The following is a 16248-nucleotide window of genomic DNA, read 5'->3' on the forward strand; positions in this document are numbered from 1 at the left end:
TGTGCATGAAGTTCTAAAAAAAACGAGACTCGGGGCGACCGAGCCTCATCAGGAAACTTTACAGCCGCAGCTTCCGCCTGACCCGCAGCCGCCGCCGCAAGATGAAAGATTATCAAAATAAGGGTTTCCAGTCGGTACTTTGATATGTTTTGATACAGCCTGACCGATTTCCACGCTGACTTCATCAAGGATGGATTGCAGCTCGGTTTCCGCCTTTTTAAATTCGGCTACTGCATCGTGAAGGTCAAGCTCCCGTTTGATTTCCCTCATTTTCTTGGATATCTCTTTATAATCAGGATGATACTTGCCAAAGCGCTGCACATCCTCGTACTGTTCTTTTATTTTCGTAAACGAAGCGATAATACGTCCGGCCTCTTCATCTTCGCGGAGACGCTCGTAGCATTTTCTGTAATGTTCAGCCGCCTCTGATTGAAGAATCATGTTGGCCAAATCATATGCTTCATTTTGAAGCCGCAACGATTCCATTGTGGCAAACATAGACATGCACCTCCAGCTATAGTGTATCACAAAACAGCCGTTTTCAAAAATGTCTGTGCCGCCTCCGAACTATTATTTTCCAAAAACTTCGCTTGCACAAGCTGCATCGCGCCAATCCGAAACGCCCTTGGGCTTCGGTTTATGGGTGGCGCAGCCGGCCAGCAAGAGGCACAGCGTGATCACAAGCCAGCACTTTTTCATCACAGATCAACTCCTTTACACCTAGCTTTGCCAGAATGACGCGATTTATCATCATAAAAAAAGACTCAGGCTTTAAATTAATCCTGAGTGCGCATCGCATGAAACATTTGAAGCATCATCTGGGCCATCTGAATGCCGCCCGATAGCTGGTTGACCCTGTGAGGAATCGTTTTTTCATAAAAGTTCATCATATCGAGATGAAAGGCTGACAGGTCATTCGGATTCCGCGAAAGCTTGCGGTACCAGACCGGCTGCTCACGGATGAACCGGCGGCGCTCTTCATCAGCGAACACATACTCCTGCACTTCTTTACGCATGTCTGACTCCTTCCCTAATCTTTTCGGAAAGAAAACGGATGCTCGCCGCCGCTTTGATTCTGCTGTTTTTGGCTTCCGCCCGAAAACTGGCTGAGCAAGCTTTGCAGCGAAGAAATAGACTGGCTCATTTTATTGATCTGCTCATTCATTTGATTGGCATCCATCTTGCGGACGGCCGTCACCATTTTTGAAATGAAATCGTTTTTGCCGCCAGCAGAAGGCTCCTTCTCTGCCGAAGCTTCTTGTTCCCTGTATGGATCCCAAATCGAATCGTCTTCCCCGAGCAAAACCCAGTTTTCATATACTTCCTGCCAGCTTTTTTCTTGTTTCCGGACTTCGGAAATCAACTTAGGATGCCGTTTAATAAATTGCTTAAATTCATCAATGGATGATTGCGCGTTTTGATTTGCCAACGTCTACACCCCCTCCGAAAACATATACCTGCTATAGTGTAATCCGCCCCGGCAAAATGTGTTCGCCTAAAATTCCTCTTTTTATAGGAGTCAGTGCGGAAGAGTGAGCAGCCGACCAAACATTAAAAGTTTCATGGTTTTCTCTACAAACTAAAAACCCGGGTATGATCCCGGGCTCTAGTGCCATTCTTTAATAAAGTTCTGCGTATAATATTTCTCGTCCACCCCGACTCCGAGATGAGTATAATCGGCATTTAACAGCGCTTTTCTGTGTCCTTCGCTGTTTAACCAGCCTTCAACCGCCGCAGGCCCGTCGACATAGTTGAGCGCGATATTTTCCCCCGCCTGCTCAAAGTTGATTTTCCCTTTTTCCAGCCTGTCTTTGAGCGTGCCTTCCGTTTCTGACACATGGGAGAAATAATGGTGCTCTTTCATGTCGCTGCTGTGACCGTATGCCACTTTTGATACGCCTTCATCCCAAGAGAGCTGGGAAAGGCCGTGTCTTGCGCGGATGACATTCGTCAAATCAAAGATCTGCTTCTCATTTGCTTTCTCGATTTTTTTCCAATCCGATTCTGTCAATGCATGAGGTTCGATCAGGGTGCCTCTGTAGACAACTTCGTACGGCCTTTGCTTGATGAAAGTCGGCGCATCAAATGCCCTGATGCTTGACAGCGTCCCCTCGAATTTATCCATATACAGCTGAACATAAATGTCTCCGACTTTCACCGTCGGCCTTGTATTCATGTCTTCCTCGGAAAACTCAAAACGGTATGAACTGCCTTTATATTGAACATTGACATACGGGGCGATCTGGGCGGTTTTGAAAACTTCCCTTGACGGCCGTCCAATTTTAAACGGAGCGGTGTTCAGCCCGTCGCCTGTCGCAAACAATGTCACGGCCTTGCCGCCAAGCAAGCCGATTTGAACGTACTGTTTTGCCCCTTGGTTATAGACCCACCATTCATAATCATATGCTGAAGGATCGACCCTGTCCGGTTTCCCCAGTTTCTTTTTGATGGTATCAGCCGACTCTCCGATAAAAGAAAGCAAGCCGGAATCGGGAATGTTCAAGGATTTCTCTTTTTTCGCATCCTCGTTTGAGACTTGCGGCTTGTCTTCCTTCACAATTTTCTCAGGTGTTGAACCGTATTGAATAAACAGCGTGTATGAAGCCGCAACAATGAGAAGGATCACAACCGCTCTTAATATATTTTTCAAACTTTCACCTCCGACTGACGGATCAATCTATCCATAAAACGGCGCACCGCATCAATTTGCCTTTAGTGTCATTTAAACAGAACTGACATGAATTTTCAATGATAATACAGCCTATTAAGATGTGCGACAAAATATGTTTTAATGAAGAAAATCTCCAGGCCTCTCTTCGTTTTCCGATATAAATGTCAGCGCATCGCCAGCCTGCCGGTTTGATTTTTTGTGGGTTGAAATATCGCCGAGCGTAATGATGCCCGCAAGCGTTTTTCCCCGTGTAACCGGGACCCTTCTGATCTGATAATCTCCCATGAGATCAACCGCTTTTTCAATTGAATCGTCTTCACTTACGGTAATGAGATCCGTCGTCATGACATTTGTAATTTTTTGCGAATTCGGTTTTTTAACGGCGATCCCCCGCAACACCAAATCCCGGTCAGTGACGATCCCAACCAGTTCCAAGCCGTCATCAAGCACAACCGGAATCGCTCCGACATTTCCGTCTTTCATTTTCACTGCAGCCTCGTACACATTATCAAGAACTGTACAATATAATATTTCCTTTGTCATGATATCTTTCACACGTGTCAATCAGAAGACCTCCTCTTGTCTTTCGTTTGTTCATATTGTCGTCAAGCCGCCCGCGATTCATACTGTTCACAAAAATATTTATATATCGGCTAAAGCCAGGATTGAAAGTTTAACGCTTTCATACTATGATTGTCAGTAAAGGTAATTTTTAAAAGGGGGTTTTACGGGATGAAATTTGAAGAATCCGGTATTGAAGGCTTGACTGCTGACCTTAACCGGTTAGACGACATCATGGAAAACGAAGGGTTTGTAAGAGCTGGCCAATGGGATTATGAACGCGTCACATATGACCGCAAGTTCGATATGGTGGAAGGCAGGTACTACCTCCGCGTGTTCGGTTATGCTGTCGAAGGCGATGTAGGGGCCCGGCGCGCGGTCATCAAACTGATGACACCGCTTTTGGGCAAATATTATTATCCGCATGGAGTGGAATACGGTGAAAACGAACATTTCCCGCCGCAGCTCCTCAAAACAAGCAAAACGGTGCTGAATTCGATCAAAGATAAAGTTTCAGCGCTTGAAGTGTAGCAGACGTACATAAAAAGGGTACAGCTCCTCTGGTGAGGCTGTACCCTTTTTTCATCTTAATGAACCGTAGACGGTGAATATCGTTCTTCTTCCAGTTCCTTTTCGTCTTTGGCTCTTTCCTTCCTCGCCCATCCGAAAAAGATAATCGCCAAAAATGTCCCGTACACGATTTCCTGTATGATTTTCATGACGATCGCGCCAAGCTGCTGATCTTCCAGAACAGGCATGCTGCTGAACATTTCCGGACCTGTAAGCGTCATTCCGCTCAGCGTATCGAGAGGAACGCACAGTTTCATTGCCTCCGCCCATGCGGACGGATCTGAATATGTCGAATACAGAGTCGTATCGCTGAACATGATCAGCGCGCACGCCGGTGTCAGCAAAATCCCGTCAGCCATAATGTAACCGAGTTTCAAAAGTCCGTTCATTTGCGGAAGCTCCTCGACCTTGTGAACGAGCGGCCACCACATGAAAAACGCCGCAATAAAGATCAGCACCGTAATGACGGCATGATAAACGGCATCCGTCTTGATAAAATCAAACACTAAAGGAATGTGATACATCGAAAATAAACCGTTAAACACGATAATCGCGATCAATGGTTTTGAAAAAAACCGGAACAGCGGCTTGACGACCGGCAGAAAAATGACCTTTTTCCAAAACCAAGGCGGTATGCCAAGGATGATCAAAGGCGGCACGATCAAATACAAAACCGCCATTTGCGCCATATGCGCGCTGAACATAATATGTCCCAGCAAATCAATCGGGCTGCCTTTAGACACGTATAAAAGAAGCATCGCTGTCAGGAATAAACCGATTTCTTTCCTGGATGCCCGCTCTTCTTCTGATCCAAATCGTTTCATCAGAAAAAAGTAAAGGACGGTTATGAAAACGACAGCCCCTAGGAAATAGGGGCTCCACAGGGCGCGAAAACCGAATATTTCAAGGCTGCCCAACATGAGGCATCCTCCTTTCTGTATGTCGGTTCGATTACCACCAGATAAGCGTCACAAAAGCCAAAACGGTAACAAAAGCGACCAAAACGCCCGAATAAAGGAACAACGTCGGCGCTTCATGCCCCCGCTGACTCATATGCATGAAGTAGTACAGCTGAAATGCAACCTGAATGACGGCCAGCAGCAGAATAAACGGCACCGTAAACCATACGCCGGCATCTGAGGCGACCGTTAAAAAAGCGACAATGGTCAGGCCGATCATCAAACCGAATGAAATAACCTGATATCTCATGTCCTCCGCATTTTTCTTTTTGCGGTAGGCAAGATCTGTTTTGGGATTCCCTCTGTTTTCGTTATTCACCATTTTTATCCCACCATCCCCATCAAGTATACAACGGTAAAGATAAACACCCAGACAACGTCGATAAAATGCCAATAGAGGCTTGCGACAAAAAACTTCGGCGCGTTGTAAAGGCTTAATCCGCGGCGCGCATTTCTGATCATCAAAGAAAGAATCCAGAGCAGCCCGAACGTAACGTGCGCTCCGTGCGTGCCGACTAGCGTATAAAAAGCGGAGCCGAGAGCCGAACTTTGAATGGTGAACCCATATTCGTGAATATAATGGGTGAATTCATATATTTCAAGCGCCAGGAAGCCTGCACCGAGCAGAACGGTGATTCCGAGCCAAACCTGCATCTTTTTAAAAGCAAAGTTCTTCATATGATACATGGCATACACGCTCGTTAAACTGCTCGTTAAAAGGAGCATTGTCGCCAGAAAGACCAGCCCCATGTCAAACATCTCGGTCGTTTTCGGCCCTCCTGCATTCGAATTCTTCAGCGCAAGGTATGTTGCGAAGAGAGACGCGAAAAGAACCGTCTCTCCCCCGAGAAATAGCCAAAAGCCGATAAACTTATTTTTTCCTTCTAACGTAGCTTTTTCAGGAGAAGCCGGGAAGGTTTCAGCCGTCAATTTCTCTTCTGTATGCATTATGCCTTCACCCCTTTGTCGTCATCATCCATCAGATCTTCTTTATGAATATGATACCCGTGGTCATCAATTACAGACCGGAGAAGCATCATAAATAATGTGATCCCTAATCCGATCAGAATGACAGGCAGCCCCCAGGCAAATTCCGTCCGGTACATGAAGCCGAAGGCGGATATAAACAGCCCGAGTGACATGATGAACGGGAGAATCGATCCGTTTGGCATATGGACGTCCTGAAGCGGCTCCGCGGCGGTCATTGACTGCTTGCCGGCTCTTTTTTCGATCCATAAAGCATCAAGGCCTCTGACCAAAGGCAGCTGTTTAAAGTTGTATTCAGGAGGCGGCGAAGACACGGCCCACTCAAGCGTTCTTCCGTCATGCCAAGGATCGCTGCCGACTTTTTCCCCTTTGGCAGTCGTCACGATAATATTGATCACGAGGATGATGACCGCAGCCGCCATAAACACAGCTCCGATTGAACTGATCAGGTTCGCCATGTCAAATCCCTGATTCGGCAAGTAAGTAAACACGCGTCTCGGCATTCCCCACAATCCGAGCCAATGCTGGATGAAGAAAGTCAGATGGAACCCGATGAAAAAGAGCACAAATGTTATTTTGCCCAACGCTTCGCTCAGCATTTTTCCGAACATTTTCGGCCACCAGTAATGAGCGCCTGCGAGGATGGCAAACACCACACCGCCGATGATGACGTAATGGAAGTGGGCCACGACAAAGTACGTGTCGTGGAACTGATAGTCAGCCGGTGCAGCAGCAAGCATGACGCCTGTCACCCCGCCCATGACAAACGACGGGATAAAGGATATCGCGTAAAGCATCGGCGTTGTAAACTTAATGCTCCCGCCCCAAGCCGTGAGCAGCCAGTTGAAGATTTTAATTCCGGTCGGGACGGCAATGGCCATCGTCGCCACTGCAAAAATGGCGTTCGCCACAGGCCCGAGTCCCGTTGTAAACATATGGTGGGCCCAAACCATGAAGCCTAAAAAGCCGATCAATACAGTCGCAAATACCATTGAAGAATAGCCGAACAGCCTTTTTCTCGCAAAAACCGGAATGATTTCCGAAAAAATTCCGAACGCCGGGAGTACGAGAATATAAACTTCAGGGTGCCCGAAGATCCAGAACAGATGCTCCCAAATGATCGTATTACCGCCTAGTTCCGGATTGAAAAAGCTCGTTCCGAACAACCGGTCCAGCATCAAGAGCGCGATGCCTACGGTCAGCGGCGGGAACGCGAACAAAATCAAAGCCGAAGCGACGAATGTCGTCCATGTGAATAGCGGCAGCCTCATGTATGTCATGCCCGGCGCCCTCATGTTGATAATCGTCGCGAGAAAGTTAATCCCGGCAATCAGCGTACCGATCCCGGCAATTTGCAAACCGAGAACATAGAAATCGATCCCGTGCCCTTCGGAATGAAGGGAAAGCGACGCGTAAGACGTCCAGCCGGCATCGGGTGCCCCTCCCAAAAACCAGCTTAAATTCAGAAAGATGCCGCCGAAAAGAAACAGCCAGAAGCCGAGCGAGTTCAAGAATGGAAACGCAACATCCCGCGCGCCTATCTGCAGCGGAACGACGGCGTTCATCAGTGCGAACAAAAGCGGCATCGCTGCCAGGAAAATCATCGTTGTACCGTGCATCGTCATGATCTCATTGTAGACTCCGCCGCTCATGATGTCATTGTTCGGTATCATCAGCTGAAGCCTGATCAGCATCGCTTCGATTCCGCCGAGCACAAAGAAGAACCCGCCGCCCAGCAAATAAAGGATGGCAATCTTTTTATGATCGACAGTCGTTAAATAGTCCCATAATACAGCCCCAAAACCTTGCTTTTTCTTAAGCGTACTCACAATGTAACCTCCCTCATTCTCCCTTTGAAGCGTTAGTCTTCCGTTTTTAACCCCTTTAAATATTCAGTCAGTGCATCAAGTTCCTTGTCGCTCAAATCAGGGTATGTGCCGGTCATTTTGTTGCCCGGTTTTATGCTTTCAGGATCCTTGAGCCACGCTCTCAAGTTTTCATCGCTGAATTCCTTCACGCCGGCGATCGTCGACCTGTCTCCAAAAGTCGCGAGGTTCGGAGCCGTTCTGGCCGCTTCCGCCCTTTGGTCCTTTGAATCGGTCGCATGACAGCTCAGGCAGTTTTTCTCTTTGAACACTTTTTCTCCTTCAACAGCGAGATCTGTTTTCGCCCCCGCTTTATAGTTTTCCATATCGCTCATCCATTCCTTGAACTCATCCTTCGAAACCGCTTTAACTTTAAAGTCCATTAAAGCGTGGGAAGGTCCGCAGAGCTCGGCGCATTTCCCGTAGAAATAATCTCCGGCTTTTTCCGCGCGTTTTGAATCGAACGTTAAGAAGAATTTGTTTTCATTGTCTGTGTTCGTATCAATCTTACCCCCGACTGAAGGAACCCAGAATGAATGTTTGACATCGGAAGCTTTCAGCTTAAAGTAAACGCGTTCATCGGTCGGCACGACCAGCTCCTGGCTCGTCACCACGCCGTAGTCAGGATATTCGAACTCCCACCAGTAAAGGTTCGCTCGGACGTTGACGATCAGCGCCTTCTCCGGATCCCTGTTTTTCTTATCCATCGGTTTTGTATCAGCAAGATCAAAGGTCTGTGCGACAACAGGAACAACCAGGATAAGAAGGAGAATAATCGGAATAACAGTCCATAAAATTTCTAAATTGCGGTTTCCTTCAACCTGTTTAGGGATGTGGTCATCACCGAGCTTAGATCTTCTGTACTTGACGATGACAAATACGAAAATGAAACTTACCACCACTACAACAACCACCATGATCAGCGTGCTGAGAATCATTAGGAAATACTGCTGATCAGCCACCTCGCCCGCCGGCTGCAGCGTTGATATGAACGGTTCTCCGCACCCTGCTAAAACGAGCGCCAAAATAGTGAACAGCGACATCAGACGCCATTTCTTTAACATTTCTTCCCAACCCCTTTTCAATCAATCCTTTTGAAACTTTCACTGTTCAAACGTTTATAGGACACCTATTCATTCATCTGACTCCCCACTTCAATTAAAGCACTTACATTTCCTCTTTTCTTAAATAATGATGTTTTTTACTCAAAATACCATCTATGTATGAACGTAAAGCCGCCTTGTTAAACATAATCGAAAAAATCGATAAGGCGGCTTTTACATGATTGTTGTCTGTTTGAAGTGTTAAGTGACAGCCTTCAATGTGATGAATTATAGAGTTCTATCCAATTTTAAAAAGTGTAAATACGACCATGGCAACAAAGAAAATGGTCAAGTAATTTAATGAATATACAAACATGAGCGTTGCCCACTTCATGATATTTTTGCTTCTGTAACCGACCAGACCGCAAACGAGCCAGCCGATATTGAGCACCGTCCCCAAAATAACGATCGGCAGTCCGAGTCCGCCCAGGAAAAACGGCAGCGGCATTAAGCAGGCAATCCAAATGATGATTTGCCTTTTCGTCACTTCAAAACCGTGTACAACAGGCAGCATCGGTATATTTGCGGCTCTGTACTCCTCCGTTTTCTTAATCGCAAGCGCCAGAAAGTGGGGAATCTGCCAAATAAACATAATTAAAAACAGCACCCACGCCTCAACTCCGATGGAGCCTTGGACAGCGGTCCATCCGATCAAAGGAGGAACAGCCCCTGACACACTTCCGATGATCGTATTAACGGTATAGCGGCGCTTTGACCACATCGTGTATAGAAACACGTACGTAAAGACGCCGACAAACCCTACTGCGGCAGTTGTCAGATTGGTCATCAGCAGCATGATAAAACCGAGCGCAGTCAGCAGAATGCCGAACCACAATGCCTGTGAAGGCTGGATTTTTCCAGTCACCGTCGGCCTTGTTCTCGTCCGCTGCATGAGCTGGTCAATATCACGGTCATAATAGTTGTTGATGACGCATGATCCTGCAATAATAAGCGAGGACCCCGCTAAAGTGAACAGCACGATATCAAGGTTTCCTAGAAAGCTCAGATTTGAAAAGTAAAAAGCGAGCCACATGCCCGTAAAAGTTGTTATCAGGTTCGAGTAAACAATCCCGACTTTGATAAGGGCGAGGAAATCTTTCCATGCTGTCGTCTCTTCTATTTGTCCATTCATTGCTGTATCAGCTGTAATTCTTGTTTCAGCCATAATACTAACCCCCCTTACTCAAACCTTCATCACGTCAAGAGAAGCGGTATATTCATAAAAAACCTACAACTCTATCATACAAGATTACCGGTTGGAAAAAAACAGCCTATTAAATATTAATCGACAAACCGGTTTATATTTGTGAACTTTTTATGACTTTCTTTACAGATGAAGGAAAAGTTGTGAACAAGAGCGGAAAACCACTGTCATTCTAATATAGTTCTATCAAACGAAGCCAGAATTATCAAGTCTTCAAAACCAATAAAAATGTGAACGCCTTCTATTGCATTTTTGTGAACAATAATCATTATGAATTGCAGCAGAACATCAATTCGCTTACACTTGAAGGTGGTAAATATCTTTTTATTAGTCAGTTTGCATTAAAAAGGAGAATTGAATTTATGAATAAAGCATTAAAAGGCTTGGGAATTATCACAACTATCGCCATGCTTTTCGTGCTGATCGGCGGCGCCCTCGTCACAAAGACAGGTTCAGGAATGGGCTGCGGCAGATCTTGGCCGCTTTGCAACGGAAGCATATTCCCGGCTCTGACCCTTGAATCGATTATCGAATGGAGCCACAGGTTTGTCAGCGGCACATCCGGCATCCTTGTGCTGGCTCTCGCCATTTGGACATGGAAAAAAATCGGCCATATCAGAGAAACGAAATTTCTCGCGGTAATGTCGGTCGTCTTTCTCATTCTTCAGGCGCTCCTGGGTGCTGCGGCGGTCGTCTTCGGGTCGTCGGCCCTAATCATGGCTTTGCACTTCGGAATCTCGCTTATTTCCTTTGCATCTGTTCTGCTGTTGACGCTCCTCGTGTTTGAAGCTGACAGCAAGCAGAAAGCCGAATCGTTTTATATAGGAAAAACCATGCAGTTTCATATGATAGGAATCATTATATACACATATATCGTCGTTTATACAGGCGCATATGTCCGGCATACGAAGTCAAGCCTTGCGTGCCTTGACTTTCCGATGTGCAGCACGCAAAACGGCTGGCTCCCAGGGAAGTTTCACGAATGGGTGCAGATGGGACACAGGGCTGCGGCGCTTCTTCTGTTCGCCTGGATCATCGCGGCAGCGGTACATGCGGCCAGACAGTATAAAAGTCAAAAACGCATTTATTGGGGCTGGATGATATCCCTGTTCCTGATCATCCTTCAGGCTGCTTCAGGAATTGCGGTTGTCTACAGCAGGCTGGATTTGGGATTTGCACTCGCCCACGCATTCTTTATTTCCTGCGTGTTCGGAATCCTTTGCTACTTCCTGCTGCTTGTTGTGCGCTATCGCAGGCAGGTGCAAAAATAACAATAAATGGTTGATCCCCCGCAACAGGCGGGGGATTTTTTTCATAAAAAAAGGCCGCCGACAAAAGTCAGCGGCCGCGTTTTTATTTTTTCAGCTCAATGAGGAGGTCGCCGGTTTGAATGGCTTCTCCGTTTGTCACGTGAATGTTTTCAACAGTTCCTGAAAACGGAGCCTGGACGGTCGTTTCCATTTTCATCGCTTCATTGATCATTAAATGATCGCCCTTCTTCACTTGGTCCCCTTTGCTTACAAGAAGCTTAATCACCGTTCCCGGCATGGACGCCGCGATGTGATTCGGGTTTGAACGGTCGGCTTTCACCTTTTGATGAACGGACGATTTAATGCTTTCGTCTTTAATGACCACTTCGCGAGGCTGGCCGTTCAGTTCAAAGTAGACGACTCTCGTCGCATCAGGACGCGGTTCGCCGATAGAGACAAGTTTGACGATCAGCGTTTTCCCTCTTTCGATCTCGACCTCGATTTCTTCGCCGAGCGTCATGCCGTAGAAGAAGGTCGGTGTATCAAGCACTGAGATGTCCCCGTACAGTTCCGCTGTCTTCACATACTCGGTAAACACTTTCGGATAAAGCGCATATGCGACAGCATCCTGGTCGGAAAGCTCCAGATCATGCGTTTCCTTAAACTCCGCTTTTATATCGTCAAACGAAACGGGTTCGAGCAGTTCTCCAGGGCGCACTGTAATCGGCTCCTGCCCTTTCAAAATCAGCTTTTGCAATTTCTCAGGGAATCCGCCGTGAGGCTGGCCGATATACCCTTTAAAAAGCTCGACTACTGAGTCAGGAAAATCGAGTGATTCCCCTCTTTCGTAAATATCATCTTCCGTCAGGTTATTTTGCACCATGTAAAGCGCCATATCCCCGACGACTTTAGATGACGGCGTAACCTTTACGATGTCCCCGAACAGGTGGTTGACCCGGCTGTACATTTCTTTCACTTCATTCCAGCGGTCACCGAGGCCGACTCCCTTAGCCTGCTGCTGAAGGTTGCTGTATTGGCCGCCAGGCATTTCATGCTTGTAAATTTCGGTATGAGGCGCGTTCATGCCGCTCTCAAACTCGCTGTAGTATTTTCTGACAGACTCCCAATATTGAGACAGCGACTCTACCGCATCGACATTAAGCTGCGGACGGCGTTTATCGCCTTCAAGCGCATGATAAAGCGAGCTTGCGCTTGGCTGTGATGTCAGACCCGCCATAGAGCTGACCGCTACGTCGACGATGTCGACGCCTGCTTCTATCGCCTTCGCGTACATAAAAATACCGTTGCCGCTCGTGTCGTGTGTATGCAAGTGGATCGGAATGTCGATCGTCTCTTTCAAAGCTGACACCAGTTCGTATGCTGCTTGAGGTCTCAGCAGGCCTGCCATATCTTTAATGCCGAGAATATGCGCCCCCGCTGATTCAAGCTCTTTTGCCATTGACGTATAATATTCAAGGTTATACTTGCTTCTGTTCGGATCGAGAATGTCCCCCGTATAGCAGATCGCCGCTTCGGCAAGCTTGCCTGACTCGCGCACTGCATCAATGGCGAGCGTCATCCCTTTAACCCAGTTCAAGCTGTCAAAAATGCGGAATACATCGATTCCGGCCGCAGCCGATTCGCTGACAAACTTTTTAATCAGGTTGTCAGGGTAGTTTGTATACCCGACGGCATTCGAAGATCTCAACAGCATTTGAAACATCGTATTCGGAATTTCCTTCCGCAGCTTCTCAAGCCTTTTCCAAGGGTCTTCTTTCAAGAAACGGTAAGCGACATCAAAAGTGGCGCCGCCCCACATTTCAAGGCTGAAAAGCTCGGGCCAGAGTGCAGCTGTCGGATTAGCGATTTTTTCCATATCATGCGTTCTGAATCTTGTCGCAAGCAGTGACTGATGGGCATCGCGGAACGTCGTATCAGTGAGGAGCACTTCCTCTTGATCTTTCACCCATTTGACGAGCCCTTCAGCTCCGCGTTCATCAAGAATCTGTTTTGTTCCGCTCGCGATCGGCTGATCGACATCGGTTTTGACGATTTGCGGCTTATCAAACTCAGGCTTCTTCTTTTTATCGATGCCCGGGAAGCCGTTGACCGTTACGTTCCCGATATACGTCAGCATTTTTGTTCCGCGGTCTTTCTGCTTCGGAAAGACAAAGAGTTCCGGCGTTGTATCGATAAAAGACGTATCGTACTGCCCTGTGAGAAACTTTTCGTGTTTCGCCACGTTTTCAAGGAAAGGAATATTCGTTTTGATTCCCCTGATCCTGAATTCCTGAAGGTTGCGGACCATTTTGGCCGCCGCCTGTTCAAACGTCAGCGCCCAGGTTGAAAGCTTAACAAGCAGCGAGTCGTAATAAGGCGTAATGACAGCGCCCTGAAAACTGTTTCCTGTATCAAGCCTCACCCCGAAACCGCCGCCTGAGCGATATGCCATGATTTTGCCTGTGTCAGGCATGAAATTGTTTGACGGATCTTCAGTCGTAACCCTTGACTGGATCGCATATCCGTGCAGCGTGATGGCATCCTGGTTCGGAATGCTAATTTCGCTGCTCCCCAGACTGAGTCCGGCAGCAATCAGGATTTGCGTCTGAACGATATCGACACCCGTCACCATTTCCGTAATGGTGTGCTCCACCTGAACACGCGGGTTGACTTCAATAAAGAAAAACTCATCGTTCGCAACTAAAAATTCGACCGTACCGGCATTGACATAATCAACATTCTTCGCAAGCTTAACGGCAGCATCGCAAATGTTTTCCCGGAGGGACTCAGAAAGCGAAACGCTCGGCGCCACTTCGATAACCTTTTGATGACGCCTTTGCACAGAGCAGTCGCGGTCGTAAAGGTGAACCACGTTACCTTCTTTGTCTCCGATGACTTGAACTTCAATGTGCTTCGGCTTTTCAATCAGCTTTTCGACATACACTTCATCATTGCCAAAAGCGGCTTTCGCTTCTGATTTCGCCCTGTTATAGGATTCCTCCAGCTCCGATTCGTCTCTGACGATCCGCATGCCGCGGCCGCCGCCGCCAAGCGACGCTTTGATGATAAACGGATATCCGAACTCCTCCGCAAATTGTTTGACCTCCGCGATATCAGCCACTGGGCCATCGCTCCCCGGTATGACGGGAATTCCTGCTTTTTCAGCTTGTTCACGGGCTTTTACTTTGTCTCCAAACATATCGAGGTGCTTGGAGGTCGGCCCGATAAAGATGATGCCTTCCTCTTCACACCGTTTGGCAAACTGAATGTTTTCCGACAGGAAGCCGTAGCCCGGATGGATGGCATCCACATGGTTGCGTTTCGCAATCTCGATGATCCCTTCAATATCAAGATAAGCATCAATCGGCTTTTTCCCTTCGCCGACCAGGTATGCTTCATCGGCTTTGTATCTGTGGTATGATCCGCTGTCTTCTTTAGAATAGATCGCTACCGTACGGATATTCAGTTCTGTGCAGGCGCGAAATACGCGGATAGCGATTTCCCCTCTGTTTGCAACAAGAACTTTTTGAATAGACTGTTGTGACATGTCGTTCCCCCTCATCCGCTGTTTTAAGTATGTATCTATTCTAAATGAATCGGATGGACATTGTACACGCTTAGTTTTTTAAAAATTTATACTTTTTTTATATTGATTTTCTTTGGTTTTTGTAGTATCGACAGGCTGTTTTCGTTTGAACCGGTCAAAGTATTCATTAAACATGCTGATGTTCACCAATATCCCCGCACTTGCCATCAGCAGAATGAGCGATGACCCTCCATAGCTGATAAACGGAAGCGTCACCCCTGTCAAAGGAATCAAACCGGATATGCCGCCCAGGTTCACGAAGGACTGGATGGCGATCATGCTTGATATGCCGATCGCAAGCAGGCTTCCAAACGGGTCGTCGCATTTTCTAGCAATATAAAACCCTTTTAAAACAATGAAAGCGAGCAGCAGCACGACAAAAAGGACACCGAAAATGCCGAGCTCCTCGGCGATGACCGCCATAATGAAATCGGTGTGCGTTTCAGGCAGATATCCATACTTCTGCACGCTCTCGCCGAGACCCAGGCCGAACAGCCCTCCCGAACCGATCGCCAAGTAGGAGTTGACGACTTGAAAGCCCGAATCTCCCGCATCTTTAAACGGGTTTTGGTAGCTTTCAAACCGCTTCATCCGTCCTTCTGTTAAAATGCTGTCCCAGTTGAAATAAATGAGCGGGCTGACGAGCACAAGGACAGCCCCGGCCAAAAGCACGAGCTTCAACAGCGTTTTGCCGCTGAATCCCGAGCACAAAATAATGCACAAAGCGATTAAAGCGATGATAAAGGCCGTTCCTACATCCGGCTGAGCAGCGACCAGGGCGCAAATGAAAAGCGTGATGATCGCAGGAGGGGCGATTCCGGCTCCCAAGTTGTCAATATAGCTTTGCTTTTTGGCATAGACGGAAGAAAGATACAAGATGACGGTCAGCTTGACAAACTCCCCCGGCTGGATGCCGTAATTCGAAACCCTGAACCAGCTTTGGGCATTCCCGGCCACGTGTCCGACAACGAACAGTGCGAACAAAGCGACGACGGAAATGAGCAGCAAAAACTTTTGGAACTTTTGATTGGCAAAAGCCTTATACGGAAAAAGCGCCGCGCCTAAAAATATGACGGTTCCGAGCGCCAAAAACATCAGCTGCCTGTCAAAAAAGTAGCTGCTGTCTCGTCCGTACCTTGTCACGGCTGTGATCATACTTGAGCTGTACACCATTACGAGCCCGAACCCGCACAGCAGGAATACAGCGAAGATTAATGAATAATCATAGGATTTGAGCATTCTTTTTATCATATTATTATCCTCTTCCTTACTTGCCTTCAAAATGTGTTTGTGGTAGCTCCTTCGTTATTTTACTACACTTTCTTAAAAAGCACGAAAGATACCCTTATCATAAGACTTCGAATCCCCTCAGAAAGAAAAGTCCGTCTGTGACAAGACTGCCGTTCTATTTTTTTATCGGCATACCATGCGTCTTCGTTTATTCGGCACGAACAGCGTCCATTCCTTCATCAGCGGACGTTTTCTTTCTCAT

16 protein-coding genes are annotated in these 16248 nt (G+C 47.2%); 2 read left to right on the forward strand and 14 right to left on the reverse strand.

The window, feature by feature from the left end:
- Positions 1-48 precede the first annotated feature (48 nt).
- From ricF to QMZ64_RS06720, 6 genes are all read right to left on the reverse strand, one after another.
- The gene (gene ricF / locus QMZ64_RS06695) at positions 49-498 is read right to left on the reverse strand and encodes a regulatory iron-sulfur-containing complex subunit RicF (RefSeq protein WP_243940159.1); all 450 of its coding nucleotides are present in this window, start codon (positions 496-498) and stop codon (positions 49-51) included.
- A 72-nt stretch (positions 499-570) separates the two neighbouring features.
- Complete coding sequence (locus tag QMZ64_RS06700; protein WP_265627121.1) at positions 571-699, reverse strand: hypothetical protein; 129 nt, start codon at positions 697-699, stop codon at positions 571-573.
- A gap of 77 nt (positions 700-776) precedes the next feature.
- Entirely contained in the window at positions 777-1016 is a 240-nt protein-coding gene (locus QMZ64_RS06705; RefSeq protein ID WP_020451282.1) for a YlbE-like family protein, read from the reverse strand.
- A 14-nt stretch (positions 1017-1030) separates the two neighbouring features.
- Positions 1031-1429, reverse strand: coding sequence for a YlbD family protein (ylbD, locus tag QMZ64_RS06710; RefSeq protein ID WP_243940157.1), 399 nt, complete (start codon positions 1427-1429; stop codon positions 1031-1033).
- Positions 1430-1606: 177 nt separating this feature from the next.
- Positions 1607-2650 (reverse strand): CAP domain-containing protein, encoded by a 1044-nt coding sequence (locus tag QMZ64_RS06715; protein ID WP_301441206.1) that lies wholly within the window; start codon positions 2648-2650, stop codon positions 1607-1609.
- Between the two features lie 138 nt (positions 2651-2788).
- On the reverse strand, positions 2789-3235 hold the full coding sequence (locus QMZ64_RS06720) for a CBS domain-containing protein (protein ID WP_265627123.1): 447 nt from the start codon (positions 3233-3235) through the stop codon (positions 2789-2791).
- A 168-nt stretch (positions 3236-3403) separates the two neighbouring features.
- On the opposite strand from QMZ64_RS06720, the gene QMZ64_RS06725 reads away from it, so the two are divergent.
- The gene (locus QMZ64_RS06725) at positions 3404-3763 is read left to right on the forward strand and encodes a YugN family protein (protein ID WP_265627124.1); all 360 of its coding nucleotides are present in this window, start codon (positions 3404-3406) and stop codon (positions 3761-3763) included.
- A gap of 56 nt (positions 3764-3819) precedes the next feature.
- On the opposite strand, the gene ctaG is transcribed toward QMZ64_RS06725, so the two are convergent.
- The 6 genes from ctaG to cyoE form a co-directional block, all read right to left on the reverse strand.
- Positions 3820-4719 (reverse strand): cytochrome c oxidase assembly factor CtaG, encoded by a 900-nt coding sequence (gene ctaG / locus QMZ64_RS06730; RefSeq protein ID WP_265627820.1) that lies wholly within the window; start codon positions 4717-4719, stop codon positions 3820-3822.
- Between the two features lie 34 nt (positions 4720-4753).
- Positions 4754-5083 (reverse strand): cytochrome c oxidase subunit IVB, encoded by a 330-nt coding sequence (ctaF, locus tag QMZ64_RS06735; RefSeq protein WP_003181487.1) that lies wholly within the window; start codon positions 5081-5083, stop codon positions 4754-4756.
- A 2-nt stretch (positions 5084-5085) separates the two neighbouring features.
- Complete coding sequence (gene ctaE, locus QMZ64_RS06740) at positions 5086-5709, reverse strand: cytochrome c oxidase subunit III (RefSeq protein ID WP_020451275.1); 624 nt, start codon at positions 5707-5709, stop codon at positions 5086-5088.
- Positions 5709-7577: a cytochrome c oxidase subunit I gene (gene ctaD / locus QMZ64_RS06745; protein WP_409365390.1), complete on the reverse strand. Its 1869-nt coding sequence runs from the start codon at positions 7575-7577 to the stop codon at positions 5709-5711. The genes ctaE and ctaD overlap by 1 nt, the downstream gene beginning before the upstream one ends.
- 32 nt (positions 7578-7609) lie before the next feature.
- Entirely contained in the window at positions 7610-8677 is a 1068-nt protein-coding gene (gene coxB, locus QMZ64_RS06750) for a cytochrome c oxidase subunit II (protein WP_265627125.1), read from the reverse strand.
- Between the two features lie 277 nt (positions 8678-8954).
- Positions 8955-9881, reverse strand: coding sequence for a heme o synthase (gene cyoE, locus QMZ64_RS06755; protein ID WP_075752998.1), 927 nt, complete (start codon positions 9879-9881; stop codon positions 8955-8957).
- Between the two features lie 401 nt (positions 9882-10282).
- Between cyoE and QMZ64_RS06760 the strand changes: the two genes are divergently transcribed.
- Complete coding sequence (locus QMZ64_RS06760; RefSeq protein ID WP_265627126.1) at positions 10283-11191, forward strand: COX15/CtaA family protein; 909 nt, start codon at positions 10283-10285, stop codon at positions 11189-11191.
- 82 nt (positions 11192-11273) lie between these two features.
- On the opposite strand, the gene pyc is transcribed toward QMZ64_RS06760, so the two are convergent.
- Both pyc and ftsW read right to left on the reverse strand, forming a co-directional pair.
- Positions 11274-14717, reverse strand: coding sequence for a pyruvate carboxylase (gene pyc / locus QMZ64_RS06765; RefSeq protein WP_265627127.1), 3444 nt, complete (start codon positions 14715-14717; stop codon positions 11274-11276).
- Between the two features lie 78 nt (positions 14718-14795).
- Entirely contained in the window at positions 14796-16007 is a 1212-nt protein-coding gene (gene ftsW, locus QMZ64_RS06770) for a putative lipid II flippase FtsW (protein WP_165426910.1), read from the reverse strand.
- Positions 16008-16248 lie beyond the last annotated feature (241 nt).

Origin of the sequence: Bacillus sp. LB7 (genome assembly GCF_030449715.1) — a bacterium.
Classification (GTDB): domain Bacteria; phylum Bacillota; class Bacilli; order Bacillales; family Bacillaceae; genus Bacillus; species Bacillus paralicheniformis.

What these genes read in the sequence shown, in the direction of transcription:
- ricF (WP_243940159.1), bottom strand. Translation starts at nt 498, where the DNA reads ATGTTTGCCACAATGGAATCGTTGCGGCTTCAAAATGAAGCATATGAT.
- QMZ64_RS06700 (WP_265627121.1), bottom strand. Translation starts at nt 699, where the DNA reads ATGAAAAAGTGCTGGCTTGTGATCACGCTGTGCCTCTTGCTGGCCGGC.
- QMZ64_RS06705 (WP_020451282.1), bottom strand. Translation starts at nt 1,016, where the DNA reads ATGCGTAAAGAAGTGCAGGAGTATGTGTTCGCTGATGAAGAGCGCCGC.
- QMZ64_RS06725 (WP_265627124.1), top strand. Translation starts at nt 3,404, where the DNA reads ATGAAATTTGAAGAATCCGGTATTGAAGGCTTGACTGCTGACCTTAAC.
- ctaF (WP_003181487.1), bottom strand. Translation starts at nt 5,083, where the DNA reads ATGGTGAATAACGAAAACAGAGGGAATCCCAAAACAGATCTTGCCTAC.
- ctaE (WP_020451275.1), bottom strand. Translation starts at nt 5,709, where the DNA reads ATGCATACAGAAGAGAAATTGACGGCTGAAACCTTCCCGGCTTCTCCT.
- coxB (WP_265627125.1), bottom strand. Translation starts at nt 8,677, where the DNA reads ATGTTAAAGAAATGGCGTCTGATGTCGCTGTTCACTATTTTGGCGCTC.
- cyoE (WP_075752998.1), bottom strand. Translation starts at nt 9,881, where the DNA reads ATGGCTGAAACAAGAATTACAGCTGATACAGCAATGAATGGACAAATA.
- QMZ64_RS06760 (WP_265627126.1), top strand. Translation starts at nt 10,283, where the DNA reads ATGAATAAAGCATTAAAAGGCTTGGGAATTATCACAACTATCGCCATG.
- pyc (WP_265627127.1), bottom strand. Translation starts at nt 14,717, where the DNA reads ATGTCACAACAGTCTATTCAAAAAGTTCTTGTTGCAAACAGAGGGGAA.
- ftsW (WP_165426910.1), bottom strand. Translation starts at nt 16,007, where the DNA reads ATGATAAAAAGAATGCTCAAATCCTATGATTATTCATTAATCTTCGCT.